General features: G+C 43.7%; 14 protein-coding genes and 1 pseudogene. 3 read left to right on the top strand and 12 right to left on the bottom strand.

Annotated features, from left to right (window positions below; genetic code table 11):
* The first annotated feature begins 129 nt into the window (after positions 1-129).
* A complete protein-coding gene (locus tag ET464_RS02285; RefSeq protein ID WP_129437127.1) occupies positions 130-1,350 on the top strand; it encodes an IS256 family transposase in 1,221 nt (406 codons plus the stop codon).
* 51 nt (positions 1,351-1,401) lie between these two features.
* Here the strand turns inward: ET464_RS02285 and ET464_RS02280 are convergent, their stop codons facing one another.
* From ET464_RS02280 to ET464_RS02260, 5 genes and pseudogenes are all read right to left on the bottom strand, one after another.
* Complete coding sequence (locus ET464_RS02280; RefSeq protein ID WP_129437898.1) at positions 1,402-1,842, bottom strand: IS3 family transposase; 441 nt, start codon at positions 1,840-1,842, stop codon at positions 1,402-1,404.
* Between the two features lie 29 nt (positions 1,843-1,871).
* Positions 1,872-2,204: a transposase gene (locus tag ET464_RS02275; RefSeq protein ID WP_129437896.1), complete on the bottom strand. Its 333-nt coding sequence runs from the start codon at positions 2,202-2,204 to the stop codon at positions 1,872-1,874.
* Between the two features lie 123 nt (positions 2,205-2,327).
* Positions 2,328-2,696 carry a DUF6984 family protein gene (locus ET464_RS02270; protein WP_129437894.1) on the bottom strand — a complete coding sequence of 123 codons (369 nt, stop codon included), beginning with the start codon at positions 2,694-2,696 and terminating at the stop codon, positions 2,328-2,330.
* A 387-nt stretch (positions 2,697-3,083) separates the two neighbouring features.
* Positions 3,084-3,440 (bottom strand): annotated as a pseudogene (locus ET464_RS20160) (DUF6075 family protein).
* A 183-nt stretch (positions 3,441-3,623) separates the two neighbouring features.
* Positions 3,624-3,803 carry an aspartyl-phosphate phosphatase Spo0E family protein gene (locus ET464_RS02260; protein ID WP_165279871.1) on the bottom strand — a complete coding sequence of 60 codons (180 nt, stop codon included), beginning with the start codon at positions 3,801-3,803 and terminating at the stop codon, positions 3,624-3,626.
* 134 nt (positions 3,804-3,937) lie between these two features.
* Here ET464_RS02260 and ET464_RS02255 point away from each other — a divergent pair, with 134 nt between their 5' ends.
* Positions 3,938-4,180 carry a helix-turn-helix domain-containing protein gene (locus ET464_RS02255; RefSeq protein WP_129437890.1) on the top strand — a complete coding sequence of 81 codons (243 nt, stop codon included), beginning with the start codon at positions 3,938-3,940 and terminating at the stop codon, positions 4,178-4,180.
* A gap of 456 nt (positions 4,181-4,636) precedes the next feature.
* Here the strand turns inward: ET464_RS02255 and ET464_RS02250 are convergent, their stop codons facing one another.
* The 3 genes from ET464_RS02250 to ET464_RS02240 all read right to left on the bottom strand — a co-directional run bounded on the left by ET464_RS02250 (position 4,637) and on the right by ET464_RS02240 (position 5,642).
* Positions 4,637-4,969: a DUF6061 family protein gene (locus ET464_RS02250; protein ID WP_129437888.1), complete on the bottom strand. Its 333-nt coding sequence runs from the start codon at positions 4,967-4,969 to the stop codon at positions 4,637-4,639.
* Positions 4,944-5,252 (bottom strand): DUF6809 family protein, encoded by a 309-nt coding sequence (locus ET464_RS02245; RefSeq protein WP_129437886.1) that lies wholly within the window; start codon positions 5,250-5,252, stop codon positions 4,944-4,946. The genes ET464_RS02250 and ET464_RS02245 overlap by 26 nt, the downstream gene beginning before the upstream one ends.
* 138 nt (positions 5,253-5,390) lie before the next feature.
* Positions 5,391-5,642 carry a CopG family transcriptional regulator gene (locus ET464_RS02240; RefSeq protein WP_244226636.1) on the bottom strand — a complete coding sequence of 84 codons (252 nt, stop codon included), beginning with the start codon at positions 5,640-5,642 and terminating at the stop codon, positions 5,391-5,393.
* 234 nt (positions 5,643-5,876) lie between these two features.
* On the opposite strand from ET464_RS02240, the gene ET464_RS02235 reads away from it, so the two are divergent.
* On the top strand, positions 5,877-10,436 hold the full coding sequence (locus ET464_RS02235) for a hypothetical protein (RefSeq protein ID WP_129437884.1): 4,560 nt from the start codon (positions 5,877-5,879) through the stop codon (positions 10,434-10,436).
* A gap of 274 nt (positions 10,437-10,710) precedes the next feature.
* On the opposite strand, the gene ET464_RS02230 is transcribed toward ET464_RS02235, so the two are convergent.
* From ET464_RS02230 to ET464_RS02215, 4 genes are all read right to left on the bottom strand, one after another.
* A complete protein-coding gene (locus tag ET464_RS02230) occupies positions 10,711-10,935 on the bottom strand; it encodes an RHS repeat-associated core domain-containing protein (protein WP_165279870.1) in 225 nt (74 codons plus the stop codon).
* Between the two features lie 385 nt (positions 10,936-11,320).
* Positions 11,321-12,154 carry a carbohydrate ABC transporter permease gene (locus tag ET464_RS02225; protein ID WP_129437880.1) on the bottom strand — a complete coding sequence of 278 codons (834 nt, stop codon included), beginning with the start codon at positions 12,152-12,154 and terminating at the stop codon, positions 11,321-11,323.
* A 32-nt stretch (positions 12,155-12,186) separates the two neighbouring features.
* Complete coding sequence (locus ET464_RS02220; protein WP_129437878.1) at positions 12,187-13,077, bottom strand: carbohydrate ABC transporter permease; 891 nt, start codon at positions 13,075-13,077, stop codon at positions 12,187-12,189.
* 80 nt (positions 13,078-13,157) lie between these two features.
* The gene (locus tag ET464_RS02215; protein WP_244226635.1) at positions 13,158-14,366 is read right to left on the bottom strand and encodes an ABC transporter substrate-binding protein; all 1,209 of its coding nucleotides are present in this window, start codon (positions 14,364-14,366) and stop codon (positions 13,158-13,160) included.
* Between the last annotated feature and the right edge of the window lie 183 nt (positions 14,367-14,549).

The following is a 14,549-nucleotide window of genomic DNA, read 5'->3' as shown; positions in this document are numbered from 1 at the left end:
GTCATTACTGAAAGATACTCAACGTGCATTCTAGACTGGGGTGAAGGGCTGTTGGAGTCTGTAAAATAAAATGTGTAAACTCCCAAAAACCGATTACAATGAAAGCAGAAGAAAGGTTGGGGAGCACACATGGGATTATGGACGAAAGAACAGCTGCGCGCGTTTATTAAGGAAAACCAATTGGTGACGGCACAGGATGCCCAGAACGCGCTGAAGGATCTGTTTGCCGAGACGCTGCAGGAAATGCTGGAAGCCGAAATGGACACGCATCTGGGCTACGAAAAGCATGACGCAAAAAGCAAACAGACGACGAACAGCCGCAACGGCAAAAGCCGAAAAACGGTCACCAGCGAATATGGCGAGCAGGAGATCGCTGTTCCTCGGGACCGCGAAGGCCCCTTTGAGCCGCTGGTTGTGAAAAAGCATCAATCGAACGTCACGGGCATCGAAGATCAGATCGTCGCCCTCTATGCCAAAGGCGTCAGCACACGCGAGATTCAGGATCATCTGCAGCAGTTGTACGGCATTGAGGTGTCGCCAACGCTCATCTCCAATGTCACGAACAAGATCGTGCCGCTCATCAAAGAGTGGCAGAATCGCCCGCTGCAGAGCATATACGCCGTCGTGTTCCTGGATGCCATCCATTTTAAAGTGAAGCAAGACGGCGCCATTGTGAATAAAGCGGCTTACATGGTCATCGGCATTGATCTGGACGGGAACAAGGATGTGCTGGGCATGTGGATCGGCGAGAACGAGTCCGCGAAGTTCTGGCTCAGCGTCTTAAATGAGTTGAAGAACCGCGGCGTTCAGGATATCCTGATCACCTGTGTGGACAACCTGACCGGCTTCACCCAAGCGATTACGGCCTGTTACCCTCAGACGGAAATCCAGAAGTGCATCATTCATCAAATCCGGAATTCCACGCGCTACGTATCCTACAAGGATCTCAAGAAAGTCACGGCGGATCTGAAGCCGATCTACAAGGCCGCCACAGAGGAAGCTGCGTTAGTGGAACTCGATCGCTTTGAGGAAATCTGGGGCACGAAGTACCCGCTCATCGTGCGTTCCTGGCGCACGAACTGGTCGGAACTCGCCACCTTTTTCAAGTACCCGCCGGAAATCCGCAAACTGATCTACACCACGAACATCATCGAGAGCTACCATCGACAGTTGCGCAAGGTGACCAAAGGTAAGAGCATTTTTCCCTCCGATGAGGCGCTGCTCAAAATGCTTTATCTCTCAACAATGGACGTGATCCGTAAATGGACCGGCCGCGTTCAGAACTGGGGGCAGATGCTCCTCCAGCTCTCCGTCTTTTTTCCGGACCGGGTCGGGCAGCATCTTCGCTAGGCGGCCGCTCCCCCCTCGGGGGAGGATTCTTACAAAAGAGTTTACACGAAATTATTGACAGACCCAAAAGCGCTGTTCTCCTGCGATATAGCCATACTTAATATCCATTTCCCAGAGCTCGTTCGAAGCTTTAATCTCACGGTTATTCGCCAGTTTGCGCGGATGCTTTAATCGTTTACGCCGCTGTGGCTGAAGCATCTCCATCTCATCGAGCAGCCGGTATACTTTTTTCTTGTTAATCACAAGCTCGTACTCACGTCGCAAACAAATCGTCAGCTTACGGTAACCATAGACGTCTGTTTCTCCGTTCAACAGTTCACAGAGCCATTCCTGGATCTGGCCGTCACTAATCGGTATTCCTGTCTTGGTCATCGAGAAACCAGGCACAGGACGACCACCTCTACGCTTTACAGAGACTTGGTTGCCTGGCTGTTTTTTACGGTTGTAATAAGTCTGTTCGCTTACACCGACGATCCGCAGAATGCGGCTCACTGCATGCCCCAGCTCAATCCATTTGTCGGCTATTTCAATCTTGTCCGATAAGCTGGGTTCTGCTTTTTTAACAAGTCACGAAGGACTGCGATCTCCAAATCCTTCTCGCCCAAGAGCTCCTTCAGTTGTTTGTTTTCACCTTCAAGTGTTCGAAACTCCTGTGGCGAAGGTACATAGGCGCTGACCGCTTTCGCAGAGGAATTGGTTGCTTTCCAATCCGTGTGCTCTGCTTGTTCCATCCAACGGTACAATATCTTCGGATTTATGTTATGGCGGCGCGCTACTTGTGCAGCATTCCCGACTTCTTTGGCTTCATGAATTACTTGCTGTTTGAACTCGATCGTAAATCGTCTCCGTTGCATAAAAAATCCCCTCCATTGATTCTTCATCTAGCCTACTACGTTAAGTAACCTAGACTCAAATCCAATTTTGGGGCTTAAGAGAAACCACATGGAGTTGTTACACTCGCATGTGGCTGAGATTATTCATACATTTATTGTGACTAGGGCTTTGCTAATATCAGGCATTCGGACTATAGGAGAAGAGTCCGCCTTAAATACTTCTAATTCCTTAATATAGCCATCAACAACATGTAAGTAAAATACAATTGGAATACCATCATCTGTCTGCACAAGCATTTCAACTGGTACTCTAGTTTCAAAAAAATGCTTAGGGGCTGACTCTTCTACTTTTAGATCGATTGTACGACATCCACACCCACAGCGTCCAACTACTGAGCACTTCTTCACTTGTTCTTTAAGTCCATCTCTACCTTCAAAGCTTTCAGATAAAAGTTTTGAAAACCATTGATGCTCTTCTAGTGATAAGCCTCTTTCCGATTCAATAAGGTTCATTCCATGGGTTCCTTGCATCTATAACTCCCTTTCTATTTCTTAACATAATATGTTCCTACATTAACCTTATTATCGGTTAAACCGAATGAAGTATGTTCAATCGTAGTAGTACCTATTTTAACCTGTCCCTTGTAGAATTGTCCTTTGGTTCCCTTCCGGCTTCATCGGCTCCTTAGCGCTTCATCCTCCCACGTTCGCAAAACAAGCCGTTCGATTCTATCACCGAGCGTTTCATTACCGATAAAGTGACATTTCACGATATACAAGCTTTTCCCCAACTGCATCTCGTGTATCAGATCGCGGTCGCGGTCTGCCGGAGTCGATGACAAAGGAAGCTTCTCTACATTCATCCGCGTCTCTCCCTTCCGTAAATCTCCCAAACGCGGCTCACCGCGTGCGTTCGGCATGAGGCTTGATGACGGGTGTCAGTTGGCGAACATATTCCGGATATCGCAGTCGTATTGCTTCAAAAAAGTAGGGAGCTGCTTCGCAATCAAACAGCTCATACGGAGTTGAATATCGTTCCTCGCCCGCTTTGCTCCAGCCGTTCCAGAGATTAAACGCCAAACGTCAGATGCGGAGGGAGCCTCCGGTTTGCCAGTAAGCAGACAGACCTTCCAGTTTGATGTCACCATCGGAAAAGTCGAACAAGTCCTGAATATGGGCACGGGTATCCTTCGACAGTCCCAGCGTGTAAAACAAGGCTCGATGGTAGCTGTCGGTACAACGACGTTCGGCTAACATCCGGTAATAAAAAGCTTCATGCTGGTCGTCACGAAAGACGGGAGACTTCATGTTCTCGCTCTCCTCTCCAAAATAAAACGGTTAGTCGGAGGGCTTCTTCAAATACAGCCCTCTACTAACCGTTTCATTTTCGCGCTTAAATCGGACACCTCTGTGCCGATTACCTTAAAAAAAGCAGGGGTGTCAGCCTTGCGTGAGCCGCGCTCCCGTCTTGACCGCTTGATACACATTCAACAGACGATCGAGTTCCCTGGATTTTTCAAGCATCGTCGAGCTTGGAAGACTGTCATGCAGGGCTTGCTCATTCAGTTCCCGGCGAACGCTTTCGATACGTGCCAGCAGTTCTTCGACTCCTTTCACCATGATGTCCCCCTTCGCCGACCACATCGTTCCGGCTCGCCCCGGCATGAGTAAAGGCGTGTATAGAAAATTCTAGTGTATAACACACTGAAAGTAAATAGCGGATTATCCACTGAACTATACTCATCCTGAGGTGAATGCTTGTGGTCTATGAACGAATACGAAACATACGTGAAGATAAGGATCTATCACAGGAGCAGTTATGCGCGCATCTGAATTGCAAACAGCGAACGTACAGCGATTACGAACGGGGAAAGCTCGATATTCCGACAGCGCTCTTAATCTCATTAGCCGACTTCCATCAAACGAGTGTCGATTATTTACTTGGCCGCACCGATCAAAAAACGCCTTATCCGCCCCGCGCGAAGAAACGTTCTTGACTCCGGCAGCCCTTCCTATTGTTCCCGGAAGGTGCTTTTTGGCGCCATGTAACGGTGCAGCAAGCACTGAATTTGGTCTCCCAAATTCGCTTGTTGAGGGCTGCGCCCCCAAGCCCCGGCAATGTACGATGTGACGCTATCGAAATTTACTGTATTTGGAGGAAAGTGTGAATGGATGGTTTCGAACTGATTCAAAAGCGACGGGGGAATGAATGGATGAATCTCGACTGTCGAAAGGGGTATTAGGGGCTTCGCCCCTAACAAGCGAATTTGGATATCCAAATTCAGTGCTTGCTGCAACTTCGGACATCGTCCGAGGTTGCCTTCCGGGCATCTGCCGGGAAAAAGAATGAAGGAAGCGTCAAGCGACGATGCTTTCGATTGTCATCCGTCCTTTTGACTGGTTGACTTGAAAGCTTCCTCCGCCTTTGACGCTTCCCTCAATGAAACTTAGCGTTAATCGCCGCGCATCATGATTTCTCTCGCAATCGCCTGCGCATAGGCCTTATCTTGATAGTGAGCTTCAAGTTGCTCGGCCAGTTCATTCTGCTGCTTCAGGTATTCCCGGCTGTATTCCTCTGCATAGCGCTTCAAATTGTTGTTGAGAACCAACTCGGCATAAGCAAACGGGTCATTTTCTTTAAGCCAGATCAAACGAGAACACGCTGATGCATGCATATCATACGTTGCTTCGATCTCGGAGCAGTTAAGGCGACGTGTTGTTCCATCCTCAAATACAACCGTCATGATGTAGCTGCATTCATTATAATGACACGCCCGCAGCTTCATTCGGTACCAACTCCTCACGCTTATCCATGATTTCTATGATCATGTTGGCGCCGAGCTTGAATCCATGAACAAAGGCAGCTTCAACATGCAGGCTGTTCACGCTCACACATAGATCAGAATACTTCTCAAGCTCACGAAACATCTCGTCGCTGAGTTCCTTTCTCCATTTTTCAGTCATAGTGCCAAGTTGTCGGCTTAACGGCCGATATTCAGGATGAGTCGGTACAATGATCTCCTCGGGATGAAGCTGTCCGCGGTATAAGGCTTCCAGAATCGATTTCATGGTCATCCTCCCATCATTGTCATCGCATCGCTTGAATGAGATTCCTGCACATGGTAGGATATTTATGCAGTCTGCTCATGTAGCGATTGCGGGTAGGAAGTAGCGGTGTTCTTCTCGGGACTCACGCTGCTTCCTTCTTTATTTTTGGAGCTCATCATACACCTTTTCAATCCCTTTGCGAATAACATCGGAACGGGTTGTTTTGAGCTTTTCGGTGCAAGCATTAAGCTTGCTCAAAATCTCTTGATCGGCCCGTACTCGAATCAATTCGCTTTTGGGCTTGTCAGATGGAGGACGCCCCATCTTCTTGGACGGCATCTCTTCACCTCGCTTTTTGTGTCCACAATAAATATATATTTGTAGCAACAAAAAGTCAATCCAAACAGGCACAAGCAATATCTCTTGTGACCTACTACTGGATTGCCGTAGAAAATTCCTTACAGGAACATCAAACTTTGTTCACTGCAACGTTGCACGTAACTCAAATGTTATGGTCAAATGGAGGATATTGGGGTTATTTGACGAATTTAATTTTTTAATGATACATGGAGACAAAGCATCTATTGAATGTCAATTATTAATATTCTCTCAATCAGATAACGTCCCAAAGCGGAGGTATCTAGTATGCCAAATGAATTAGGTGGAAGAGCAGATAAAAGTGGCAATAGATTTGAAATTAGATGGACAATATATCAGATTCTTGATGTATTGGACGAAAGGCTGGATTATATTACGCTTGAAGCTCTTGGAGATGACGAGCGGGGCGTTGATATTTGGGCTGGCCAAAAGAATGGCATCAGAGAAGCTCAGCAATGTAAAGGACGAAATTCGAGTAAGGAGTATTGGGATTACGGCACAGCTAATGCAAAAGGCATTTTTGCAAATTGGAAGTTTCAATTAGAAAGGAACGAGTCAAACACAGTTTCATTAGTGTCCCCATTAGCCTTCACACTATTAGAAGATTTAATTACAAGAGCAAAGAATACAAGTACCTTACCTCAAGATTTTTATAATAATCAAGTACTCAGCGCTAGTAAAGAACTAAAAGATTTCTTTAGCAATTTTTGTAAAGCAATGGATTTAAAACCCGAAGAAGATGCTGATTTAATAAAATGTATTTCTCTTTTGAAGAAGATATCATATCGCCAAATTCCAGATAGCGAATTAAAAAAATTGATCTTATCAAAAATCAACTATCTGTTGCTTGGGAATGAAGAAGACATATATGAGACATTGGTGACTTGGGTTATAGACGGGGATATCTTAGGGAAACAAATTACTCAATCCGTCATCTATCATTTATTTAGTGAGAAAGAGATTAAACTAAAGAATCTTGCATCGGATCAACGAATTATTCCTAGATTGGAGGAGTTGAATCGAGAATATAGATCTGTATTTAAACCAGTAAATAATGAACTGATTAATAGAAATGAATTCTCCGAAAGTAGACAGGTAATAAGTTCAGGAGAGTCACTGATAATACACGGAAAGGCCGGAAGAGGAAAAAGTGGTTGTACAGAGGATATTATTAACTATTGTCGAGAAAATGCTATACCGTATATAGCTATAAAATTAGATAAACGTATTCCAAGTGGAAATGCCCAGAAATGGGGTGAAGATTTAGGGCTGCCCTCTTCTCTAGTTCATTGTATCCACAGTGTGTCTAAGACCGAAAATGCTGTAATTATATTGGATCAATTAGATGCATTACGCTGGACTCAAGCACACTCAAGGGAAGCTTTATTGGTATGTACTCAAATAATAGATCAAGTAGAACGAGTGAATTTAGAAAGAGAAAATAAGATTTCAGTGGTTTTTGTATGTAGAACGTACGACTTAGAAAATGATAATAATATTAAATCCTTGTTTAAAAATGATGATAAACAAAGATCAGTTTTGAAGTGGAATAATGTTCAAATCAATGAGTTGTATGATGAGACAGTTAGAAATGTTATTGGAAACCGATATGAAAGCTTGACAGGAAAATTAAAGGAAATATTGAGAATTCCGAGTAATCTATATATATGGAAGCATTTAGACAGCAATAGAGAGTACAATGAATGTTCGACTGCCAATCATCTAGTTTCGGAATGGTGGAGGCAATTAGAAAGAAAATGTTTTGAATTCGGACTAAGTGAGGGAGATCTGAATGGAACTAAGGAGAAAATTATAAGTTATTTTGATAAGTTAGGTCGGATATCTATTCCATTAAATTTATTAAGTGTCAATAGATCAAGTCTAGATTTTTTATCTTCAAATGGTTTCCTTGTAATACAGGGAAATAGGATCTCATTTGCTCATCAATCGATATTAGACTGCTTTCTGGCCGAAATGATGCTGAAACAGTACTATGAGACCGAGAATATCCTAGAAGTTATTGGGATTAAGGAAAAGCAAACACCTGGAAGAAGATACCAAGTCCAAATGCTGTTACAGAACTTAATTGAATTCGACAGCTCGGATTTTCTTAACGCAGGTCAAAAGATGTTGACATCTGAGCAGATCCGATATTGTGTAAAGTTTGTGTTTTTTGAATTATTAAATCAGTTGGAAGATTTGGACGAGAATATTCAGAACTATATTATTAATAGTTGTGAAGACGAAGCTCATGGTCCTCATATCATTAATAATGTAATATATTCCAAACCACAGTACATTAAATTACTTAGGAAACGTGGTATTCTAGATAAATGGTTTGAAAGTAGTGAGAAGAAAGATCTCGTATTTAATTTAATTATTAGCAATTCATCTAATTATGATATAGAAGATGTTTATTTTATAGAAAAGTATGCATTTCAATCTCAAGAAGATGATACTCGTTTTTCTCAATGTTTTTTACATGATATCAATCAGGATATCGATGAGATGTTTGAATTACGAATGAAATTTTATCGTCAATATCCAAAAATGGCGGAAAATTATCTAGATTTTAAGGCAATGCTAAAAAAATGTGAAATGCGAACAATACGAGTGTTTGCATTTCTTTTGGAAAACAAACTGAACCGACATACCCAATCTTTATATAGATATGAAGAAGAATTTTTGGTAGAAGATTCGGAATTTTTAATTGAAAAAGGTATAGAAGTCATAGACTTATTATTACCTTATATTCCGATTTTAGATGATGAAAATTCATTTTTTAGTGATTGGTCTGGAAGATACTCTCACAGAAGAGGTCTTGAAAGGACATGCATTCAAATCTTAAAAAAAGCCAGTGCAGCAGTAATTTCTTCAAACCCAGAAGCATTTTGGGATCGGTATAAAGAATACATGGGAATAGGAAATGATTTGTACAACGAGATTATATTAGATGCAATGTCTAAGTTGCCAACTTCCTTTAGTAACGCTATTGTCGAATATTTATGTAATGATTTTGACAAAAACATATTTGAAAGAACAAGTGGTAATGGCGATGAATTGTTACTTGCCAAACAAGTTTTAGCAAGACACTCCGAACACTGTGACTCAGCTATTTTTAATGTGCTAGAAAAAACGGTTATTGGTTACGTATCGCCACGAGCTAAAGAACGATATCGACGTAGAATTGAATTTAACCGTGAAGATAATGGTTACATAGTTTATTGGAGCTTTTGGGGGGATTTACAAAACGAAGTCCTAGAAGTGTTGCCATATAATCGACTTAGTGAAAAAGCCAAAGGTTTAGTTCATGTGTTAAGGCGTAAATTCTCAAACGAAACTACTTTATATAAGTATTCTCATGGACACAGTGGATTTGTAAGTTCCCCTGTTGCAGGGAAAAAGCTCAGTAATAAAAAATGGATAGATATATTGACTAATGATAAACTTAGAAAAAAACATGCTTCCCGTTGGAAAGAAGTCTCTGGGGGATTTGTAGAGAGTTCGATTGAATCTTTTTCAAGCTCTTTTAGTAATGCCGTATCCGAAGAACCTGAAAGAATGATACAGCTGATGCTTTCATGTAATAATACGATCTTGGATATCTACATTGATTCGTTATTTAGCGGAGTAGCTTATAGTAAAACATTAAAGAATGTTCCATTGAATATGCTGGAAGAAATGATTTTGAAGTTCTCATTCGATTTCGCTTCTTATAGGGCAAGTTCTATATGTACGATTATTGAAAATAGCGGTAGGTCGGAGTGGTCACAGGAGATATTGGATTTTCTTAAGGACATTGCGATTTACCACATAAATCCTGAAATTGGAAAACCGAATGTGACCAATAATGAAGATAAAGAAATGCGCAGTTTTGATATGTTACAAAGCAATGCGTTGAATTGCGTAAGAGGCAGGGCGTCCCGAGCAATAGCTCAATTATTATGGAAAGAAAGTGAACTTTTTATAGAATTTAAAAAAACAATTGAACAGTTAGTAATGGATGAAAATCCTGCGGTAAGACTGGCAAGTTTATTTGCATTATGGCCTTCATATAATATTGATAGAGATTGGGCATCTGAAAAGATTCTTTATCTCTATGAACAAGATTTTCGACTAGCCGGATTTCATGATACAAAAAATATGTTTTTTTTATTGTACCCTCAGTATCGTCAACGCATATTAAAAATTATTATGCAATGCTACAATTCTGAAGATGAAGAATTGATAAAATGTGGAGCACATTGCTTGTCAGAAATGTTCTTTCTTAAAAATGAATTTGTAAATGAAATGACAAATGTAGATACTATGAGCAAATTACAAGCTGAACAGGTTGTATATATGGTCATGTTGTACTTTAACAAAGAAGAGTACAACGCATTAGCTAAAAATATCATACTTCAATTTAAAACAAGCACACTGGATTTAGAAATGCCGGTTTCAAGATTATTTTATGATAATCGAATTAATTTAGAGCGAGATAAGGATTTTTTGATAGAAATAATGAGTTCGAATTTAAGTCGTAGAACACTGCATGCATTTGTGCATTACCTAGAAGAAGAAGCAAAGTCGGTAGTTGAATACAAAGATATAATACTATCAATGAGCCGTCATTTAATCCAGAATGACACTAAGAACTACGAGGGTGCGTGGGGGATACATGACGAAATATCTAAACTGGTGATTGGACTATACGATGAGACTTCTGGAGATACTAGGCCGGAGTTAAAGCACATAGCACAAGAATGCCTGGACATTTGGGATTTAATGTTTGAAAAGCAGATCGGACCAGTTAGAAGACTAAGCCATGAAATGATGAAAAGATAGCAATAGATTTTCTATTTTAAGCGACATATGGCGTCGATAATAGGTGGCGCGGCAACGACGCCACCTCTCCAAGGATATATGAAAAGGCCACCTCCTTATTGTTCGGAAGATGGTCTTTCATGCCGATTTATTGCCGATTCCCATGTTTCAAATCCACCTCGTAAAAAACAGAACACCGGATTGTTATTTACATACGTATAAAGATTTAAACTCAGCGGATTATCAATCTGCCCCTCATACGTATCCTTATTAATAAACCGACACTCGGACTGTACTATCTGGCTCGCAAATATTGCAGGTGAGTAGTGCTATCCCATAATTCGCCGGAATAACGGAATGGTTTGTATACTTGCTCCTCCTCTGTTGTTGGATTACCCCATACATCGTAAGTGTAGGTATTCAACAGCGTCCCGTTCTGATTTCTAAGTTCCACAATATCTCCATGACCATTATAAGATACATAAGCCTTACTTACATCAGCATATTGGTTTGCTTCCAACTGAATTCCCCCGTATATAATGCACTTTGAATTGCGGGGTCCCGTTTACAGCAGTTGCTTCATAATCTGATCTCCGTCATAGTAGTTGCGTGTGGTCTCCTTATTCTGCGTACGTTCAACCAGAAGTCCATCTCCGTTATTCCGATAATCGACGGTTGTCCCATTCGTGGTTACTTGCTTAGCTGGTCTTCTTTGTTGAATACATTGGTCCTGTCTTAAATATCAGGAAATTGTTGTAATAGTTACACGAAATTAGGTCCAATACACTCTTCAAGCACAAAAAAGAAGCTCACCTGTAAATGGTCGCTTGTGCTTCCATCCATTAGAGATGAGCTTCTTGGATGATCTCCTCTACCTTCGACCCTTTTACTCCCTTCCCTCTCTCTTACCCCTTCATCCCGCCCTGCATGCTGAAGCCTTTGGACATAAAGCGCTGGGACAATATGTACAGCACGATCGAAGGAATGGCGTACATCACGGAAAAAGCCGCCAGCTTGCCGTAGTCAGCCATCCCGTATTGCCCGAAGAACTGGTAAATTTTGAGCGAAGCCGGGAACCGTTCCGGCGATTGCAGCAGAATGTACGGGACAAAAAAGTTTCCCCAGCTGCCGGAAAAGGTGAAGATCGCGACTGTGCATATACCGGGAACCATAAGCGGCGCAATCACTTTACGGATGCCGGTGAACACCGACGCTCCGTCGATCCATGCCGCTTCCTCCAACTCGATGGATACGGAGTCCATAAAGTTTTTGAGCATCCATATGCCGTAAGGCATCGCCGAAGCGATAAAAAACAAGATGACGCCAAAAATGTTGTTATACAGCTTGAGGATTAAAAAAAGCTGATAGACCGGTACCATAACGGCCGTGATCGGCAGTGAGGTCATGAACAAAATTGTCAGCATAAACGGCTTTTTGAATTTCAGCTGATATCTGGACAGCGGATACGCCGCCAGCAGGCCTAATAAGACTACCATCAAAGCTTGGCCGCCGGACATCAGCAGCCCGATCAGGAATGCGCGCTGATTATCCGGGTTTTTGAGCACATCGACATAGTTGTTGCCGGTCAGCCGGTCAGGCATTTTAAGCGACTGCATCGCATGGGGGTCCACAGACGCGACCAGCACCCATAACAAGGGAAGTAAAAAACAGATGCCCACAATAGCTAGAATGGTATAAGGCAAAATGTTATAAATCCATTTGCGCTGTTTCGAATTCATAAGGTTGTTCTCCTTATTTTCATGTACTTTTTCTAGTCTCGCATCGAACGGATATAGAACAAACTCAATATAATACCGATAAAAAGCAGCAGCAGCGAAATAGCGGTGCCGTATCCAAGCTGGTAATTAACAAACGCCTGATTGTACATAAAGATCGGCAAAGTTGTCGTGGAAGTGCCCGGTCCGCCGCCGGTCATCGCATAGATCAAGCCGAAAACGCCAAGCGTCTGCAGCGTAACCAGCATCATGTTCGTCGTAATCGTTTCTTTAATATAAGGGATCGTTACCCGGGTCAAAATCTGCCATTTTGTTGCGCCGTCCACAACGGCCGCTTCTTCGATCTCGCTTGGCACATCGTCTAAAGCCGCTTGGAACACCAGCATAGAGAATGCCGTCCCGTGCCAAATATTGGCAAGGATAATTGTAATCATCGGGACAGTGTACAGCCATGTCACCTCCGGTATGCCTACCGATTGCAACATCGCATTAAGCGTCCCTTCATCGCTAAAAAAGCTGTACAAGCATAACGCGCACACAATTTCCGGCGTGACCCAGCCGGCCAGTACGATCGTCCCGACCACTCTTCGGAACCATTTGTTTTTATGCTTCATAAACAATGCAATCAGAAATCCGAGCACCTGCTGGCCAACAACTGCCGAGCCGATCAGAAATACAAGCGTGTTCCAGATGCTGGTCCGTACTGTAGGGTCTTCAAACATATGCGTGTAGTTATCGAACCCGATAAACTTCAAATTTTTGGCCGCTTCACCGGTTAGCGCCAAGTTCGTAAACGAATAAAACACCGTTAATATAATGGGGTAAATAAAGAAGACAAGCATGATGGCGAGTGAGGGCAGCAAAAAGTAGAGCCACGTCCATGTTTTTCTTCGTCTTCCCGCGCTTGCAACTGCCAAGCTGCTCATGCCGCAATTCCCTCCTTGTACAAAGAAAGCTTGCTCAAGCGGCATTCGGATGAAGCGCTTGAGCAAGCCTGCTTATTCAGTTATTTCTCGATTGTATTGCCGTCCCCTACGATACGCGTCACATCCTGCGCGTATTTATTGGCGGCGTCCGCAGGCGAAGTGCCTGTCGCAACGGATTCCACCATCGTTTGAATTTGCGTCGATACTTCCGGATATTTGTCCTGCGCCGGACGGAATTCGGCGTTAGCCAGATAAGCCGTTGCCAAGTCGTTAAACGGCATCGCCGTATATTCCGGATCTTGCGCGACGTCGGCGCGTACCGTGATGTTGCCCGATGCGATGACAAGCTTCTTCGAGTTTTCTTTGTTGAGCGCATACTTGATGACTTCCCATGCCGCATCCTTATGCTGCGAATTGCTTGGAATCGACAGCGCCCAGCCGCCGGCCAGCGTAATCGATCCCGGTGCTTGGCCTTTGCTTGTCGGCATCGGCGCAAAGCCAAGAACGTCTTTGTATTCCGGCCAAGGAGCTGCTCCATTCGGCAGGTAGTTGCCTGGAATCCACGAGCCGTCAAGCGATATCGCCAATTTGCCCTGCGGCAAATATTCGCGTGCTGACGTATTGCCCGCCTGGCCGTTTAATACTTTGGAAAGCGGAGGGCCAAGCTTTTCTTTGTTGATCGTTTGAATGAATTGCAGCGCGTCGAGAATGCCTTGGCTTTTCGTAATCCATTTGCTGGTAGCGTTATCATACAACCGTTCGCCCGTGCCATACAGCAGCATTTCGTACGTTTGCATGGACGTTGCTTCGCCTGTTGCCTTGCCCATGTTCATCCAGAACGGCACGACATCCGGAAGCTTCTGCTTGATCGTTCTGGCGGCGTCCAGCACTTCATCCCACGTTTTTGGCGCCCAGTCTTCCGGAAGCCCCGCTTGTTTAAAGAGCGTCTTGTTATACCAGAGACCGCGGGAATCGGTGTTGTAAGGTACGCCGTACACTTTGCCGTCGCTGGCGGTAACGCCTTTTTTCAGCGCTTCGATAAACGAGCCGTTACTCCAGTCTTCCCAGCCGGTCAGCTTGTCATCAAGCGGCTCCAAATAACCGGCGCTTGCATCCGAGTTCAGAATGAACGTATCTTCCGTCACGATATCCGGCGCCGTATCCTTCGATTTCAGCGCCAATGCGATTTTGGCAAAATAATCGCCTTCGGACGCCTGGATTGGCGTTGGCTTAATTTCAATGCTTTTATCCGGGAAGCTTGCCGCAATATCCTGAATCCATTTGTACATGACGCCCTGTTCGCCGATGCCGTCATCGCGGTACGTGATCGAGACGACTGTTTTTTGCCCGTCGGTTTTCGTCCCCCGCCATTATCCGTTGCCGTATCAGCCGATGCCGAAGCAGATGGCTGCGGGGTGCTGCTTGGATTACTCGAGCTGCCAGCATTGTTCGTGCCGGAATTGTTCGAGCAG

This window comes from Paenibacillus protaetiae (assembly GCF_004135365.1).
Classification (GTDB): domain Bacteria; phylum Bacillota; class Bacilli; order Paenibacillales; family Paenibacillaceae; genus Paenibacillus_AP; species Paenibacillus_AP protaetiae.
Note: the sequence above shows the minus strand (reverse complement) of the source record. Positions and strands in the feature narration are given on the sequence as shown.